Annotated in this window: 16 protein-coding genes; 15 read left to right on the top strand and 1 reads right to left on the bottom strand. The window is 39.5% G+C overall.

Translation table 11 applies throughout. The features are described 5' to 3' along the window. Positions 1 to 4 precede the first annotated feature (4 nt). Genes pilM through C3945_RS06490 form a run of 3 tightly spaced genes read left to right on the top strand, consistent with a single transcriptional unit; the run spans position 5 to position 2,138 of the window. Entirely contained in the window at positions 5 to 1,060 is a 1,056-nt protein-coding gene (pilM, locus tag C3945_RS06500) for a type IV pilus biogenesis protein PilM (RefSeq protein WP_161878886.1), read from the top strand. Further along, positions 1,057 to 1,605, top strand: a complete 549-nt coding sequence (locus C3945_RS06495) for a hypothetical protein (protein WP_161878885.1) — start codon at positions 1,057 to 1,059, stop codon at positions 1,603 to 1,605. The genes pilM and C3945_RS06495 overlap by 4 nt, the downstream gene beginning before the upstream one ends. Further along, complete coding sequence (locus C3945_RS06490; RefSeq protein ID WP_161878884.1) at positions 1,596 to 2,138, top strand: hypothetical protein; 543 nt, start codon at positions 1,596 to 1,598, stop codon at positions 2,136 to 2,138. Before C3945_RS06495 ends, C3945_RS06490 begins: the two co-directional genes overlap by 10 nt. A 95-nt stretch (positions 2,139 to 2,233) precedes the next feature. On the opposite strand, the gene C3945_RS06485 is transcribed toward C3945_RS06490, so the two are convergent. Next, entirely contained in the window at positions 2,234 to 2,779 is a 546-nt protein-coding gene (locus C3945_RS06485; protein WP_237585504.1) for a DUF6512 family protein, read from the bottom strand. 164 nt (positions 2,780 to 2,943) lie between these two features. Between C3945_RS06485 and C3945_RS06480 the strand changes: the two genes are divergently transcribed. From C3945_RS06480 to arcA, 12 genes are all read left to right on the top strand, one after another. After that, positions 2,944 to 4,203: a tetratricopeptide repeat protein gene (locus tag C3945_RS06480; RefSeq protein ID WP_161878882.1), complete on the top strand. Its 1,260-nt coding sequence runs from the start codon at positions 2,944 to 2,946 to the stop codon at positions 4,201 to 4,203. A gap of 43 nt (positions 4,204 to 4,246) precedes the next feature. Further along, positions 4,247 to 4,813 (top strand): ReoY family proteolytic degradation factor, encoded by a 567-nt coding sequence (locus tag C3945_RS06475; RefSeq protein WP_161878881.1) that lies wholly within the window; start codon positions 4,247 to 4,249, stop codon positions 4,811 to 4,813. A gap of 20 nt (positions 4,814 to 4,833) precedes the next feature. After that, a complete protein-coding gene (locus C3945_RS06470) occupies positions 4,834 to 5,178 on the top strand; it encodes a nucleotide pyrophosphohydrolase (RefSeq protein WP_161878880.1) in 345 nt (114 codons plus the stop codon). Between the two features lie 54 nt (positions 5,179 to 5,232). Continuing rightward, positions 5,233 to 6,444 carry a CCA tRNA nucleotidyltransferase gene (locus tag C3945_RS06465; protein WP_161878925.1) on the top strand — a complete coding sequence of 404 codons (1,212 nt, stop codon included), beginning with the start codon at positions 5,233 to 5,235 and terminating at the stop codon, positions 6,442 to 6,444. A gap of 35 nt (positions 6,445 to 6,479) precedes the next feature. Beyond that, complete coding sequence (locus C3945_RS06460; protein WP_161878879.1) at positions 6,480 to 9,284, top strand: helicase C-terminal domain-containing protein; 2,805 nt, start codon at positions 6,480 to 6,482, stop codon at positions 9,282 to 9,284. 93 nt (positions 9,285 to 9,377) lie between these two features. Beyond that, positions 9,378 to 9,851 carry a cell wall elongation regulator TseB-like domain-containing protein gene (locus tag C3945_RS06455; protein ID WP_161878878.1) on the top strand — a complete coding sequence of 158 codons (474 nt, stop codon included), beginning with the start codon at positions 9,378 to 9,380 and terminating at the stop codon, positions 9,849 to 9,851. A 56-nt stretch (positions 9,852 to 9,907) separates the two neighbouring features. Beyond that, positions 9,908 to 11,203 (top strand): asparagine--tRNA ligase, encoded by a 1,296-nt coding sequence (gene asnS, locus C3945_RS06450; protein ID WP_161878877.1) that lies wholly within the window; start codon positions 9,908 to 9,910, stop codon positions 11,201 to 11,203. Positions 11,204 to 11,295: 92 nt separating this feature from the next. After that, positions 11,296 to 12,012, top strand: a complete 717-nt coding sequence (locus C3945_RS06445) for a DnaD domain-containing protein (protein ID WP_161878876.1) — start codon at positions 11,296 to 11,298, stop codon at positions 12,010 to 12,012. 30 nt (positions 12,013 to 12,042) lie between these two features. Beyond that, on the top strand, positions 12,043 to 12,702 hold the full coding sequence (nth, locus tag C3945_RS06440) for an endonuclease III (protein ID WP_161878875.1): 660 nt from the start codon (positions 12,043 to 12,045) through the stop codon (positions 12,700 to 12,702). 154 nt (positions 12,703 to 12,856) lie between these two features. Continuing rightward, positions 12,857 to 14,119: an aminotransferase class I/II-fold pyridoxal phosphate-dependent enzyme gene (locus C3945_RS06435; protein ID WP_161878874.1), complete on the top strand. Its 1,263-nt coding sequence runs from the start codon at positions 12,857 to 12,859 to the stop codon at positions 14,117 to 14,119. Positions 14,120 to 14,140: 21 nt separating this feature from the next. Further along, a complete protein-coding gene (locus tag C3945_RS06430) occupies positions 14,141 to 14,485 on the top strand; it encodes a YtxH domain-containing protein (protein WP_161878873.1) in 345 nt (114 codons plus the stop codon). A gap of 124 nt (positions 14,486 to 14,609) precedes the next feature. Beyond that, the gene (gene arcA / locus C3945_RS06425) at positions 14,610 to 15,845 is read left to right on the top strand and encodes an arginine deiminase (RefSeq protein ID WP_161878872.1); all 1,236 of its coding nucleotides are present in this window, start codon (positions 14,610 to 14,612) and stop codon (positions 15,843 to 15,845) included. The last annotated feature ends 15 nt before the right edge of the window (positions 15,846 to 15,860 follow it).

The raw sequence follows: 15,860 nt of genomic DNA, 5'->3' as shown, positions 1-15,860 counted from the left end.
TATTATGTTATTCAAAGCTAAACCTCATTTATATTTGCGCTTTTATGAAAAAAGTATCAGCTACTTGTCTATTGATCCTCAAAAACGGACAATCGTGGACAAGGGCTATTTGATATTTGATACACCCCTTCTTCAAGAGGGAAAGGTTACCAATCCGATTTTGATTAAAACGAGATTGGATGCTTTGGTTAAAGAGAAAAAGTGGAAGAACACGAAGGTATCTATTTTACTTCCGGATGATTTTGTGACGATTCGCTTTGAAAAAATCCCTAGTCAATTGGACGGCTCTGAAGTGAAAGATTATTTGGATTTACATATTAATACATCGATTCGTCTGCCTTTTGACCATCCAAAAGTTGATTTTGAAATTGTTGAAAAGACGGAAGAGAATCAAACGGTTTTATTGGTTGCCTTTCCAGGCGAGGAAGTTAGAATTTATCTGGATTTACTACAAGATATTGGATTAAAACCAGAAGTCGCGGATATATCATCCCTTAGCGTTTATCGAGTGGTAAAAGAATTGGACACGCTATCGATTAAGTCATCAGATCACGTCATGCTTTTACAATGGCACCCTTTAGATCTGTCTATCACCGTATTTAACAATGATATTCCACAGTTTAACAGACAGACTCGCTTGTCTCGACTGTCTGATTCTTGGTCCATGACTGAAGATGGCATATGGACTTGGAAGCAGTCTAAAGACCTGTTACAGGACAATTTAAATGATCAACTAAATGGCCTTGAACGCTTTATGGAATTTTACCGCTACTCTGTTTTAAATGGAGAAGGGACAATCGATTCCGTTGTACTCACAGGAAGCTATCCTCATTTAGATCTAGTTAAAGGCTTATTAGAAGAGCGATTCCCTCTAGAAGTGCATACACTCTCGATGCCTGACCAATTAACGCCAACTGATGCAGGTTTATATGGCTTATCTTTAAAACAAACTAAAAAAGAAAAGTCAGTAGTTAAGTCAAAAGAGAAAAAAACTCATTCATTTAAGAAGCCTTTCGCCACTCTTGAGCAAACGCAAGTGAAGGAGGAGGGCGAAGGATGATTGAAGTTAACTTTTTTGAAAAGAAAGAGACGAACGTTCTCCCGTACTTAATTTTGTCTGGATTCGTTGTAGGCGTGATAGTACTGTTAACCTACTTTCTTTTTCTATCCGCTCATTATAATCGAGTCGATGCTCAAAACGTTCAAATCATGCAGCAACAATCTGAACAAGTTGCCTTATCTAGAGACATTCAACAGATTGAACGCTTAACGACTCAAAACAGAGAAACAATAACGATTCTTGATGAACAAACCTTTCCAGTAGCTTTTGCCACGGAACACGTGTCGTCCTTTATACCGAATGAAGACACCCAATTAGTGATGTTGAATGTGACGACCACAGGGCAAATCATGTTGAATCTAGAAGCTGTAGGAGTTGAAGAGAGTGCTTCGATTATTGAAGAATTGGAATCAGTCTCTTATATTAATCGAGTGAATGTCACTCGACTTCAGCAAACATCGTCAGAAGAAGGCTTGTATGAAATTGATTTAACCATTGATTATGATGAAAGCTTATTGAAAGAGGAGGCTCTTTTATGGCAATAAAGTGGAATAGAGAATCCTTTATAGTCTCTTTATTAACCGTTTTGATATTAGTTGCTGTTGGTTACTACGGTTATCATGTGCTCGTTGCCCCGTCTCAAGCTAGTGCTGAAAGCTCCACTCGCATTGTGGAGGATCAAACGCGATTGCTAGAGCAATACCCAGCTGAAGAAGCAGTTTTAGCCGACTATCAGGAAGCATACGATGAGACCACTCGATTTTTACCTGACGTTGAGGCAATAAACGAAGTTTTAGTTATTTTAAAAGCAACGGCTGATCGTTACGAGCTTGAGTTAATGCACACGAATCGAGTTAGCGACAGGGAGCCTATAGAAAACGTTGTGGATGACTTTGTCAAAACCACCTATCAAGTGGAAGTGACGGGTAGCTCACCAGAAGCCATTAGGCAATTTATTGAGTCGTTAGAGACTGAAGACCGCATGTGGGCTGTGACTAATGCGACGATTCAAAAAAGCGGAGAAGAGAGCTACACCGGTTCATTGATGACTGATTTAATGTACCGCTTGTCAGAATAGCGACGAAATAGACCAAACGCCCGAGTTCTTTACAGGCGCTTGGTCTCTTTTTAAATACCATTGTAACGATTTAATCTATACCTTTTACAATCTAATTAGCCACTAGGAGGAATGAAAAACGGGACATCTGGTTGATTAAAGGTAAACCAGACGAATAATCCAGCGAGTGCTAAAAGGATGCCAATTGAAAGCAATAAGTATACCACTCGTGGTTGCACGGCTTTATAGACATGAATCGCAATAAGCTGAGCAATAGGAACAGCAATAAAAAGAGAGCCAACATCAATAATAGACGAATGGACATCAAACGCTTCTGTCCATGTGTAGTACCAACCCACGATAAACACCATGCTAATAATTATAGAAACAAGTGCGGCAGTAAACCATTTTGAGATGGATAATGACTTTCTATCACGGAAGATTAGAAAACCAACTGTCCACCATAAAAGCAACGGCCAATAAACGAGTTTGAGATGCTCCCAAATGCTTTCATTGATAGGAGTAAAGATTCCCGCCAATGTATTCTCTCCTGTCCATTCATAGACAAAGTGTAAAGGAATGGATGCTAAACAAACAACGACAATTCCTATCCAGTGATAATGCTTAACAAATGGGGTATCTCTATTCATATTCAGTTTCATCACCGATTCATCAGTCCTGTCTCTTCTTTAGTCTATTTTAAAAGAAACGTGATAAAATGACAGCGAAAGCCATTTTAAGTAAAGCTCATAAAATCTAACATGACGTTAACCCTCGTGTATGATAAGATAAAAGAAACATGAACGAAGAAAAAGGAGCTTGTCTCGTGTCATACTCAAATAAAATGATTGAGGCTATTCAAAACGAAGATTTGACTAAAGCGGCTGATTATTTACACTTAGCTTTAGAACATGATCAAACGGAAGAGTTGTATGCATTAACTGAAACACTCTTTGATTTAGGTTTTTTAGAAGAAACAAAGACAGTTGCGCTTCATTTGCTTGAAAAAGAGCAAGATGATGCAATGAAGTTGACGTTGGCGGAGTTAGCCATTGAAGAAGGTAAAGAATTAGAGGCTTTTGACTGGATTGATCAGGTCGAGAAGAACAGCCCATATTATCCGCAGGCACTACTTGTATCAGCCGATTACTATCAAGTACTCGACTTGCCTGAAGTATCTAGACAAAAACTGAAAGAAGCAAAAACACTCCTTCCTGAAGAACCGGTCATTGATTTTGCCTTAGGTGAATTGTATTTCTCATCTGGCGAATACCGGGATGCCATTACGTCTTATGAAGAACTCTTGATTAAGAATCACACTGAATTTGCTGGAATTAGTATTTATAGCCGTTTAGGCAATGCCTACGGAGCAATTGGTGAATGGGAAGAAGCAGAAGATTATTTAAAAGAAGCCATTGAGTTGCAGGAAACAAGTGACCACTTATTCCAGTTGGGCTACATTTACTTCCAACAAAAGGAATACGATAAGGCCAATGATTTATTTTTGAAAATCAAAGAATTGGATCCGTCTTATACTTCGGTTTATGTCTTTTTAGCAGAAGGTTATATTCAGCAAAATAAAGAAAAAGAAGCACTGGAAATAGTGAAAGACGGCCTGTATTACGATAAAGAGAATGCATCGCTTTACAGTATGGGGGCCGAAGCAGCTGTTAAATTGGGTGACGAAGAGGCGGCTGAGGACTACTATGGTAAAGCTATCGAACGTGATCCGGAAAATATCTCTTTGGTTCTTCACTTAACGAATTTGCTTTTAAGTCAAGATAGACATGAGGATGCTTTAATCTGGCTTGAGGATAAATTAAACAGTGGTGAAGAGGACCCTCAACTCTATTGGAATAGTGCCTTGGCTTATAATGAAACAGAAGATTTCAGCAAAGCCAAAGAGTATTATGAAAAAGCGTATCCGTATTTAAAGGACAATGCAGGCTATTTAAAAGACTACGCTTTGTTTTTAAGAGAAGAAGGCGATCAAGATGCCTTTAGGAAAGTAGTTCAAAATTACCTCGAACTGAATCCATCCGATATTGACATGATTGAGTTGATTAACAATGAAGAAAACTGGTAAATTTGCTATACTATAAGTAGCAAGAGAAGAGGGGGGAGCTGCAATGTATAGTCGAGTACAGTTAAAAGAGAAAAAGAAATTCTTGAAATGGTTTCTACAACGCTACCAGATGAAACGCAGAGAATCGATGTGGATTTTAAACTATTTACTCAACCATGACATTGTGTTAAACAAGACACGCTTTGTCGAAGATGTGGAACACACTCCTCGCGGTATTAGAATGGCTACAGTGGGAACAGAAGACGAACCGTTTCGGTTTTTTAAAGACGGACAGGTATTCGACCACCCGGAACAGGCTTTTCACGAAGTGAGATTAAATTGGCACACTGATTTATATATTGAGTTGGTATTTCAAGATGCCATATTGTCTCCGGAGTATGCAGCTGTGTTAGAGGATAATCCGTTTTCCAAATGGAACGACCGGATACCGAAAGAAGTTGACCAACAAGTAGATGAAGCCATTGATTATGTTTACTTGCAAGAACAAAGACAGCTATTAATGGATGACATCGATAAAGCATTAGAAACAGATAACCGAGACCAATTTTATACATTGGCTAAAGAACTGAGTGCATTAGAACGCCAGTTAGAAAATGGTGTATCATCCTAAATCATGACAGGAGTGGAGTAATGACTGATTTAAATGAGATGCAAAAACGGGTCGATGACTACATTAGTCAATTTAAAGCAGGTTATTTCTCTCCTCTTGGTCAATTAGCCAGATTAACCGAAGAAGTCGGCGAGCTGGCTAGAGAAATCAATCACACTCATGGTGAAAAACAAAAGAAGTCGACTGAAGATGATAAGGCCTTGGAAGAAGAATTAGGAGATGTTTTGTTTGTCTTAATCAGCTTGGCAAATTCTTTAGATATTGACTTATCCGAATCATTCAATTTAACAATGGATAAATTTACAACACGTGATCACTTTCGCTTTGAACGAGTGGATGGTCATCACTCGACTGAACCAAACTGAGACCGCTCATAAAGGAGAGACAGGGTGACAGAGCTATTCTGGTCACCCGTTGTTATGAAAAAAAAGTTACCCATTACTGGGGAGTTTAAACGTGCTTTGCCAGTTGTCAAACGAATCAAAGAAGCGGGCTATGAAGCCTATTTTGTCGGTGGCAGTGTCAGAGATGCCTTGCTCGGTTTGCCGGTGAATGATGTCGATATTGCGACCAGTGCTTTTCCTGAAGAAATAAAACATCTTTTTAAAAAGACTGTAGATGTGGGCATCGAACATGGAACGGTGATGGTGCTACTCGATGATGACAGTTATGAAGTCACGACTTTTAGAACCGAATCGGCGTATCAAGATTTCAGACGACCTGATTCGGTTACTTTTGTGCGCTCTTTAAAAGAAGACTTGAAGCGCAGAGATTTGACGATTAATGCCTTTGCTATGGACGAAGAAGGGAATATCCAAGATTTCTTCGATGGTGCCAAAGATTTAGACGATCAAGTGGTTCGTGCGGTTGGAAAAGCTGAGGAACGATTTAATGAAGATGCCTTAAGAATGATGCGTGCAGTCCGCTTTGCTTCTCAGCTTGGTTTCCATTTAGAAGCAGATACGTTCTATGCGATTGTTGTGAATGCTCATCTACTGGAAAACATAGCAGTGGAGCGTATCCGAGTTGAATTTGAAAAAATGGCAAAAGGAACATACTTATTCCAGGGCATGGAAGCGTTTGTTGAAACAGGCTTATACAGCTATTGTCCGGGCTTGAAACACACTAAACACGATTTGAGACGCTTTGCCAACTTACCTAACCAACTGACTAGTAACCGACAAGTCTGGACATACTTAATGTACTTTCTAGAGATGAATAGCAGCAAAGAGGCAGTCGCTTTTATGAAAGGGTGGAAATTATCCAATCAAGTTATTCATGAAAGCACTCGCTTACTTGAATTGATAAGGTGGAGACAGCATTCGTCTTTCACTGCTATTCAACTTTACGATTACAGTCCTGAACTGGCTTTAGAAACAGAACGGATGATAGCTGATTTAGGCTTTGAAGCATCAATTAGTCATGTTGAAGAGATGATTGACCACTTACCCATACGGTCACGTCAAGAGTTAGCCATTAACGGTAAATACTTAATGAATGTGACAGGCAAAAAAGGTGGCAAGTGGTTAGGCGAAGCCATCCGAAAAGCTGAAGAAGGCGTCGTGATGGGTCACATTGATAACGAGACAGATAGTATTATCAACTGGCTAAACTTAAAAAATGAGCAATGAGTTGTTATTTTTAGACAGTAGGAAGGAGGAGACGCATGAAAAAAGACCAGCTGTACGCCATTGTGGATATTGAAGCAACGGGAGCCAGTATTGGCCGAGATGAGCGGATGATTCAATTTGCGTGTGTATTAATGAAGAATAATGAGATCGTGGAAACATTTGATACCTTTGTCAACCCTTCCCGAAAAGTAAATAAAGTCGTCAGAGATTTAACTGGCATCACAGCAAAAGATTTAGCGACTGCTCCTTATTTTGAGGATGTTGCCTTAATTATTCATACCCTTTTAGAAGATACGATATTTGTGGCACATAATGTTGGTTTTGATTACCAATTTCTAAATGAATGCTTTGGGCGGGCAGGTTTTGAACCCCTGTCTATTCCCGCTATTGATACAGTAGAATTGGCTCAAATACTCTTTCCTACAGAGGACAGTTACCAGCTCAAGGAATTGACCTCTTCTTTAGGTTACACGCTTTTAAATGCTCACAATGCCTTATTCGATGCAAAAGCGACTGCCTTTCTTTTAGAGAAATTAAGCAGTAAACTAAAGGGACTTCCTTTGGTGACATTGGAATCACTCAGCCGATTGTCAGGCGTTTTGACGGCCGATACAGGACTCTTTATTCGTCATGCACTTGAAGAGGCTCTAGCCAGTCCAACCGATTTGCCAAGTGATAGTCAAGTGGTGAATGGTTTAGCCATGAGAAAGCCAGAATACGTTGATGAACAAGAAAATTATAGACAGTTGCCATCTTATCCGTTTAAAGAAGATGACAAAGAACAGGTGATGCAGTCACTTGGCTTACATAAAAGAGAAAGTCAAACGGCCATGATGAATGAGGTCTTTGAGTATTTCAAAACAGATTCACCAGATTATGTGCAATTTATTGAAGCTGCTGCTGGTTCTGGAAAAACGTTTGGGTATTTATTACCGTCCTTTTATTTAAGCACTAGGGATAATAAATTACTGATTTCCACCTATACTAAACTTCTTCAAAAGCAGATTAGTGACGAAAGCATTCCTTTATTAAATAGCCGGCTGCCATTTAAACGGACTGCGGCTCTATTAAAAAGTGCGTCCCACTATTTATCATTAGCAGGTTTTTCGACAAAATTAAAACAAGTGACTGCTGATGAAGTGGATGCTTTGTTTTGCATGAAAATACTGGTTTGGCTACTGGAAACTCAAGAAGGTGACTTGGAAGAAATGGGTGTGGGTACACGGCTAACTCATCGGTTTTGGGAAGAAGTTAGAAGTCATGCCCACATGCAACAGGAAACCAATGCTTTTGAATCAGTGGATTTCATGAATAGACGTCAAAAGCGTTTGGATCATGCATCCATTATTGTAACCAATCATGCTTATTTACTAACCGAATGGGGAAGACAAGAGGATAAACTATCTGAATCCCTTGATGCCAATCGTCTAATCATAGATGAGGCGCATCACTTGCCTGATGTGATAGATGAGCGGTCAACTGTGACGCTACGAACGAAAAACGTCAGCAATGACTTAAAGGCATTAGGCTCTATATTAAAAGACGACACATTGTTATATTCTTTAAATGAATTTCCTGATTCATTCATTAAACCTTATCAGCTAACCACTCTCGAATCTCTCGTCCAAGTCTTGCTTGAAGAATGGGAAGACTGGCTAAGAAAATGGATAGACTGGATGAAGTCTGTCGATCAATACGACGACCGAGTCATTGAATGGAAAGAGACGAGTGTCTCTAACGCCAAGCTACCCATGGATTTGAAACGTGATTCTAAGTTTATTAAGCATCATTTAAGTGATTTGCTTTATGTAGGCAGACAAATCAAAAAAAGTGTCCAAGGTAAAACCGACGAGTTATCCAAAGAAAATAAACTGACCTTATCTGCTTTTAATGAAACAATCGATTCTATTGAAAAAGATTTAGCTGTCTTGGATTATATTTTCTTTGAAACAGATAGTAAAAGCCCTATGGCTATGCGTTTTTATACGAAAAGCCCCATCAATTCGCTGTCTTTTTATAAGTTTGACAGAGACAGAAAAGACACCATGCTAAAGGCAGTCACGCAATACGAACATGTCTTGCTAACAAGCAGTACCTTGTCAGTCAATGGTTCAACGGACTATTTACAAGATGCTCTTTCGATTAAAAAAGCGGCATTAGCTTCTTATGAGTCACCTTATGATTATGCGAAACAAGGTCGTTTATTTATCCCAACGGAGGATACAACGGAATCGGCCAGAGGCGGACTCATTCCTTATGCGACCACCTTAACGAATCAGATTGAGGCAGTTGTCAGTCAAACGGACGAAAACTGTTTGGTCTTATTCCGTTCGCAAGAAGTTATTCAAGAAGTCTATAGATTAATGAAAAAAAGGCGTTCCCTGCAAAACAAAACGATTCTGGCTCAATATGTGTCAGGGACCCCAGTGAAGATTTCCAAACTGTTTAAAAAATCGAGTCAAAGTATTGTTCTTGGTTCAGATAGTTTTTGGGAAGGCGTTGACTTTCCTGAAGACGAGTTAAAAATGGTTGTTATGACACGGTTACCGTTCGACTCACCAGAAATGCCATTAGTCAAAAAACGCCATCAGGAATTGACCCAACAAGGGAAAAATCCTTTTGTACATGATTTACTGCCACGTGCAGTAGTCAAATTCAAACAGGGTATCGGCCGATTGATTCGCTCACCTGAGGATAAAGGGATTTGGGTTGTGTTGGACCGCCGAGTAGTGGATGCGAGTTATGCTCATGTCTTTTTAAATACACTGCCCAGTACGTTACCCATCGAACAATTACCCATTGGAGAAATTAAAGACGAAATCGTCAAATTCTTTGAATAAAGACGGTCGAATGTGGAATCATTATTTATTTCTTCACCCCCATTTGCTATACTGAAAGAGTTGAGTAGGAAAGATAGGGAATGAGGGGTCAGATTGAAAAAGTTTGTCATTGGACTCGTTCTGCTTTTGAGTGCAGTGATCGTTGGTGCTATTTATGTGTACCAACAGTCTCATAACCCTTATGACCGGGTTGAGGCTGAAACGATCGCATTCGTCTCTGAGCGAACAGACTTAAATCAAGCCGAGGATTTTTACTGGTACAATGGGACAGAAACCTATTTAACGGTAAGAGGCTTCAATGAAAATAATGAAGAGAAATTATATATAGTCAGGCAAAATGGCGGTAGCATTATTGAATTAGCTGCAAATGAGACAGTATCCAGACAAGAAGCGATTCAACTAACTCGTCAAGCAAGGGAACCTGATGCTATTTTAAATGCACGGATAGGTGTGATAAACGATATTCCTGTATGGGAAGTCAGTTACCGAAACCAAAACGAACGACTAGGTTATTATATTATTGATTTAAAAACCGGCGAATGGCTTCGAACCATCGATAATATATAAGCCTCATTATAAAGATAAATAAAATAGGCAATTGTCAGCTAAAGGAGATAAAGAGAGTGAAAAAGATACAAATTAGTCATTCAAAGGATTATGTTGGAAAAGAAGTAAAAATAGGTGCATGGGTTGCGAACAAACGCTCAAGCGGAAAGATTGCCTTTTTAAATTTACGTGACGGATCTGCTTTCTTTCAGGGAGTCGTCGTCAAAAGTGAAGTATCCGAAGAGGTCTTCCAAACAGCTAAAAACTTAACTCAAGAATCATCCATTTGGGTAACAGGAACCATTCAAGAAGACACGCGTTCTAAATTTGGTTATGAAATTCACGTAAAAGATATTGAAGTGATCAACGAAGCGGTTGATTACCCGATTACACCAAAAGAACACGGAACAGAATTTTTGATGGATCACCGTCACTTATGGTTGCGTTCGTCTAAACAACACGCTATTATGCACGTAAGAAATGAAATTATTCGTGCAACTTATGAATTTTACAACAAAGAAGGATTCATTAAAGTTGATCCACCGATTTTAACAGGTAGTGCAGCTGAAAACACAACAGAACTTTTCCACACGAAATACTTTGACCGTGATGCCTTCTTAACTCAAAGTGGTCAATTATACATGGAAGCTGCAGCGATGGCTTTAGGTAAAGTGTTCTCATTTGGACCGACTTTCCGCGCAGAAAAATCAAAAACGAGACGTCACTTAATTGAGTTTTGGATGATTGAACCTGAGATGGCCTTCATGGACCAAGACCAGTCACTAGAAGTTCAAGAACAATACGTTGCTTATTTGGTCCAAAGTGTCTTAGACAACTGTGACCATGCGTTAGACGTATTGGAACGTGACAAAGAGTTGCTTAAATCTTACACACAATTGCCTTACCCACGTATTTCATATGATGAAGCTGTCGATATGCTTCAGAAAAATGACTTTGATGTGACATGGGGAGAAGATTTCGGTTCACCTGAAGAAACATTTATTGCGAAACAATATAACACGCCAGTATTCATTTTGAACTATCCAAAAGATATCAAGCCATTTTACATGAAAGAACACCCAGACAGAGACGACGTTGTCTTGTGTGCGGATATGATTGCACCTGAAGGATACGGTGAAATCATTGGTGGGTCTGAACGTGAAGACGACTATGAGAAATTAAAAGCTCAAATTGAGGCCTTTGGTTTAGACCTTGAAGAATACAACTGGTACTTGGAACTTAGAAAATACGGAAGTGTCCCACACTCAGGTTTTGGACTTGGTTTGGAACGTACCGTAACATGGTTAAGTGGAACGGAACACATCCGTGAGTCTATTCCTTTCCCACGTTTATTAAACAGAATTTATCCGTAAGCGTATAGTTAAATTGATAATAAAGAGGGTTGGGAACGTAAAATCCCCAATCCTCTTTTCTTCTCAATAGAAGGATTAGGAGGAGAAAATAAATGAAAAATGAACTGCTTTTAAAGTGGATGAAGTTGGGGCAAACAACTTTACCCAATTGTCTACTCGCTTATTATAAAGACTTGAATATGACAAATGATGAGTTAGTTACCTTGATTCAACTGCTTTCTTTAGCTGAACAAGGTCAAGGCTTCCCAGATACGCAGATACTCTCAGAGCGTTTAGATGTGTCAAAAGAAGACGCCTTTAAAGCTATTTATGCTTTAATCAGCAAAAAGTTAATTACGATTGAAACAACTGCAAATGAAGAAGGCAAAACGGTTGATACATTGTCTTTTGATTTACTTTATGAAAAGCTGTTGCTTCTTCTTGAAGATAAAAATCAAGAACATGTCGCTATCCAAACGACTTTGTCAGCCAAAGAGCTCTACAACTTGTTTGCAGAAGAATTCGGCAGAAGCTTGTCAGCTATCGAAATTCAAACCTTAGAGATGTGGCTGGAACAAGACAAGTACAGTCCTGAATTAATACAAATGGCTTTAAGAGAAGCCGTATTGAATCAAGTCTACAGTTTAAAATACATTGACCGGATTCTTTTAGCATGGGAAAAGAAAAATATTCGAACAAAAGAACAAGTGGAAAAAGAATCAAAGCGGCACCGCATAAGCCAAAGCCAAGCGGTCATCAATAAAGAAAAGTTAGCTTCAGATAAGCCCGTACCGATGTATAACTGGTTGAAAGATAAGTTAGAAAAATAAACAAGTAAATGGTAATAAAGGAGCATATAAGTGTCTGAACAAACAGTATTATTAAACGCAGAAGAAACGACTCGCCTCATTGAAGCTATTGGGGTATTGTATCCAAACGCTAAAGCAGAATTGACTCATTCGAATGCTTTTGAATTGTTAATAGCTGTCATATTGAGTGCTCAAACAACAGACGTAGGGGTTAATAAAGTGACGCCATTATTATTCGAGACCTACCCTACGCCAGAACAGATGATGGAGGCAGATTTGTCCGATATTATGGATAAATTAAAAACCATTGGGCTTTACCGAAACAAAGCAAAATTTATCAAACAATGTGCACGTGAACTAGTCGAGCGCTTTAATGGAGAGGTTCCTCGCACACATAAAGAATTAGAAAGTTTACCAGGGGTAGGGCGTAAGACAGCCAATGTGGTCATGAGTGTGGCGTTTGACGAACCGGCTATAGCGGTCGATACTCACGTCGAACGTATTTCCAAACGATTCAACATTTGCGATCAAAAAGCAAACGTGAGACAAGTAGAAGATGCGTTGATGGAAAAAATACCTAAAGACTTATGGAGTGTGGCTCACCATCGCTTGATTTTCTTTGGCAGATACCAGTGTCCAGCCCGATCCCATAATCACGACGACTGTATTCATAAAGTTAAAGAAGCCATGACGAGCTTGGAAATAAAGTAAAGAGAGAACAAAGAGTGATTGTATCGTTTTCAATCTCTCTAATCTTCAGTTATAATAAGAAGTATGACATCACGTTGATCTAAGTATAACGGTGGGGTAGCTTCACGTTAGGGCTGACCTCTCTTCATACATAGACAATAGAAGGGAGTAGGAGATGAGTCAAGAAGAACAAGAGACACGTCTGGAGCAGTTGCAGGAGCAATATGAAAGATACAAGCAGCGCCCACTTGATTTATCACTCGCTCGTGGAGTGCCTTCTTCCGAGCAGCTAAAGTTATCTCAGGCATTAATCAACGACACGCCCATTACTCAATGGTTGAGTGACGATGAGATAGATATTAGAAATTACGGTGGGCTTTACGGTATTAAAGAAGCCCGAGAGTTATTCGGGTCATTAATGGAAACGAGCGTCGAAGAAACCTTTATAGGAGGAAACTCGAGTCTCCATTTAATGTATGCTGTGTTAAATCATTTCATGTTCACAGCTGAAAAGCCTTGGTCACAAGACGCAACCGTGAAGTTCTTATGCCCAAGTCCTGGTTATGACCGTCACTGGTTTATGCTTGAACAGTTAGGTATTGAAATGATTTCGGTTCCTTTAACTGGTAAGGGTCCAGATATGGATACTGTTGAAACGCTAGTCTCTCAAGATCCAGCTATTAAAGGGATGTTTGTCGTTCCGACTTATAACAATCCAACAGGCGAAACGGTTTCTGACGAAGTGGTTGATCGACTAGCCGCTATGACAACCGCTCACGACGATTTTTTAATTATGTGGGATAACGCTTATGTCGTCCACCATTTATATGAAGAAAGGGAAGTAGTTAAAAATATTTTAGAAGCTTGTAAATATGCCTTGAACCCCAATCGTGTGGTTCAATTTGTATCAACGTCTAAAATGACTATCCCTGGTTCAGGTGTATCAGCTATAGGAGCCTCCGTTGACCGTATGCAAGAGATTGCTAAAGCATTCAGTAAGCAAATCATTAGTTTCGATAAAATCAATCAAAAACGTCATGTTGAGTTTTTAAAGGATAGAGAAACGATTGAAGCGCATATGGAAAAGCACGCGGAAATTTTAGCACCCAAATTCGAATGGATCGATGCTATTTTACATGCCTTCTTCGGTGAAGAAGAGCGCAGTCATTTTGTAGAATGGACGCAGCCAAAAGGTGGCTACTTCGTTCACTTAACGACACAAGATGGGTGTGCAGAAGAAGTTGTCAGACGCATGAAAGATATCGGTGTTCATTTGACTGATGCGAATGCAGCTTATCCGTATGGAAATAACCCAAGAGACAACAGTATTCGTTTGGCACCAAGCAACGCGAAGCTTGATCATTTAGAAATAGCGATGGAAGCTTTATGTGTCTGTATAGAATTAGTTACACTTGAAAAAATTGAACTGACAAACTAGAAACACTGGGAGGAAAAAATCATGTCTAAAAGAACATTTGGTTTAGGAGTCGCACTAGGAGCATTAACTGGAGCAGCTATGGCATACTTGTTTGCACCTCAGTCTGGGGAAGAGTTTCAAAAAAAGGTTCAAGAAAAAGCTAAATCTGCAAAAGAAAAAGCTGTGCTTACTATTGACGAAGCCATGCTTGAAGCTGAAAATTGGTATGAAACGAAACGTGCAGAAAGCGACGATGTCGTTGAACCGATTCGTTACGAACGCACCGAGAAAAACGTCGCACCAGCTCCTGAGTACGCTGAAGCACCGGAACCCGTTTTATACGTTGACGATGAAGAAGAGCCAACTGAAGAAGATGTATTATACTAAGAACGAAGTGAAGAGGGGAAAGATTAGTCTTTTCTCTTTTCTTTTTAACATGATTAGGATATTTATACTAAATTTTGAATAAAAACAACTATAAGATAGACCGAATACACTACAGGAGGATAACATGAATCAAGCATTAAATATCACATCGGAAATAGGATCTTTGAAGCGAGTGCTACTCAGAAGACCAGGTAAGGAAGTGGAGAATTTAATCCCTTCAACGATGGAAGAGTTATTGTTCGATGATATTCCGTACCTTCCGATTATACAAGAAGAACACGATGCCTTTGCGACTGTCTTAAGAGATAATGGAGCTGAGGTCGTCTACCTTGAAAATTTATTAACCGAAACCCTAAAAGAAGAGAAAGTGAAAGACCAATTGATTTCTCAACTGATTAAAGAATCTGGTATTCACGTCGATGAGGCAATACAGGCGGTTAGTGAGTACTTTTATTCAATGACCGACCGAGAGATGGTGGATAAAATGATGGCGGGCGTTCGTATGGATGAACTGTCTATCAATTCGACATCCTTGTCGTGGTTAACCGACGATGAAAGTAAATCATTATTCCTGATGGATCCCATGCCAAACCTATACTATACAAGAGATATTGCGTCCGTATTGGGAGAAGGAATATCAATTAACCAAATGACTTATCCCGCTCGTAAAAGGGAATCATTATTCATGGAAACGATTGTGAAACACCATCCTAATTTTAAACAATCGGACATAAAAGTTTGGCGTGACAGGTACTCTCAGACTTCTATAGAAGGTGGAGATATCTTAGTTTTAAACGATGAAGCGCTGGCTATAGGTGTGTCTCAACGAACATCAGGCCGTGCAATAGAAGAGATGGCTCGTTCGTTATTTTCCAAAAATAGCACCTTTAAGAAAGTAGTGGCCATTGAAATTCCTAGAGTCCGTGCGATGATGCATTTAGACACGGTATTTACAATGGTTGACCATGATGCCTTTACGATTCACCCAGAAATTCAAGATATTAATAAGCAAATGTCTATTTATGTCTTGGAACCGTCATCCGTTGAAGGTGAATTAAATGTTAGCCACCACAGTGACTTAGGAAAAGTATTAAAAGATACTTTGAAACATGGCGAAATCAATCTGATTCCATGTGGAGATGGCGACCCGATCGCTGCTCCTAGAGAACAGTGGAATGATGGTTCAAATACATTGGCCATTAAACCTGGAGTCGTCGTGACTTACAACCGAAACTTTGTATCCAACGAATTACTAAGAGAAAACGGCATTAAGGTGATAGAAATCCCGTCAAGTGAGCTGTCCCGTGGTCGGGGCGGTCCTCGGTGCATGAGCATGCCTTTACTCCGTGATTCACTGTAAAACAAAAGCCAACAC

Origin of the sequence: Alkalibacterium sp. MB6, assembly GCF_009935905.1 — a bacterium.
Lineage (GTDB): Bacteria > Bacillota > Bacilli > Lactobacillales > Carnobacteriaceae_A > Alkalibacterium.
This window is presented reverse-complemented; position numbering and strand designations above follow the sequence as displayed.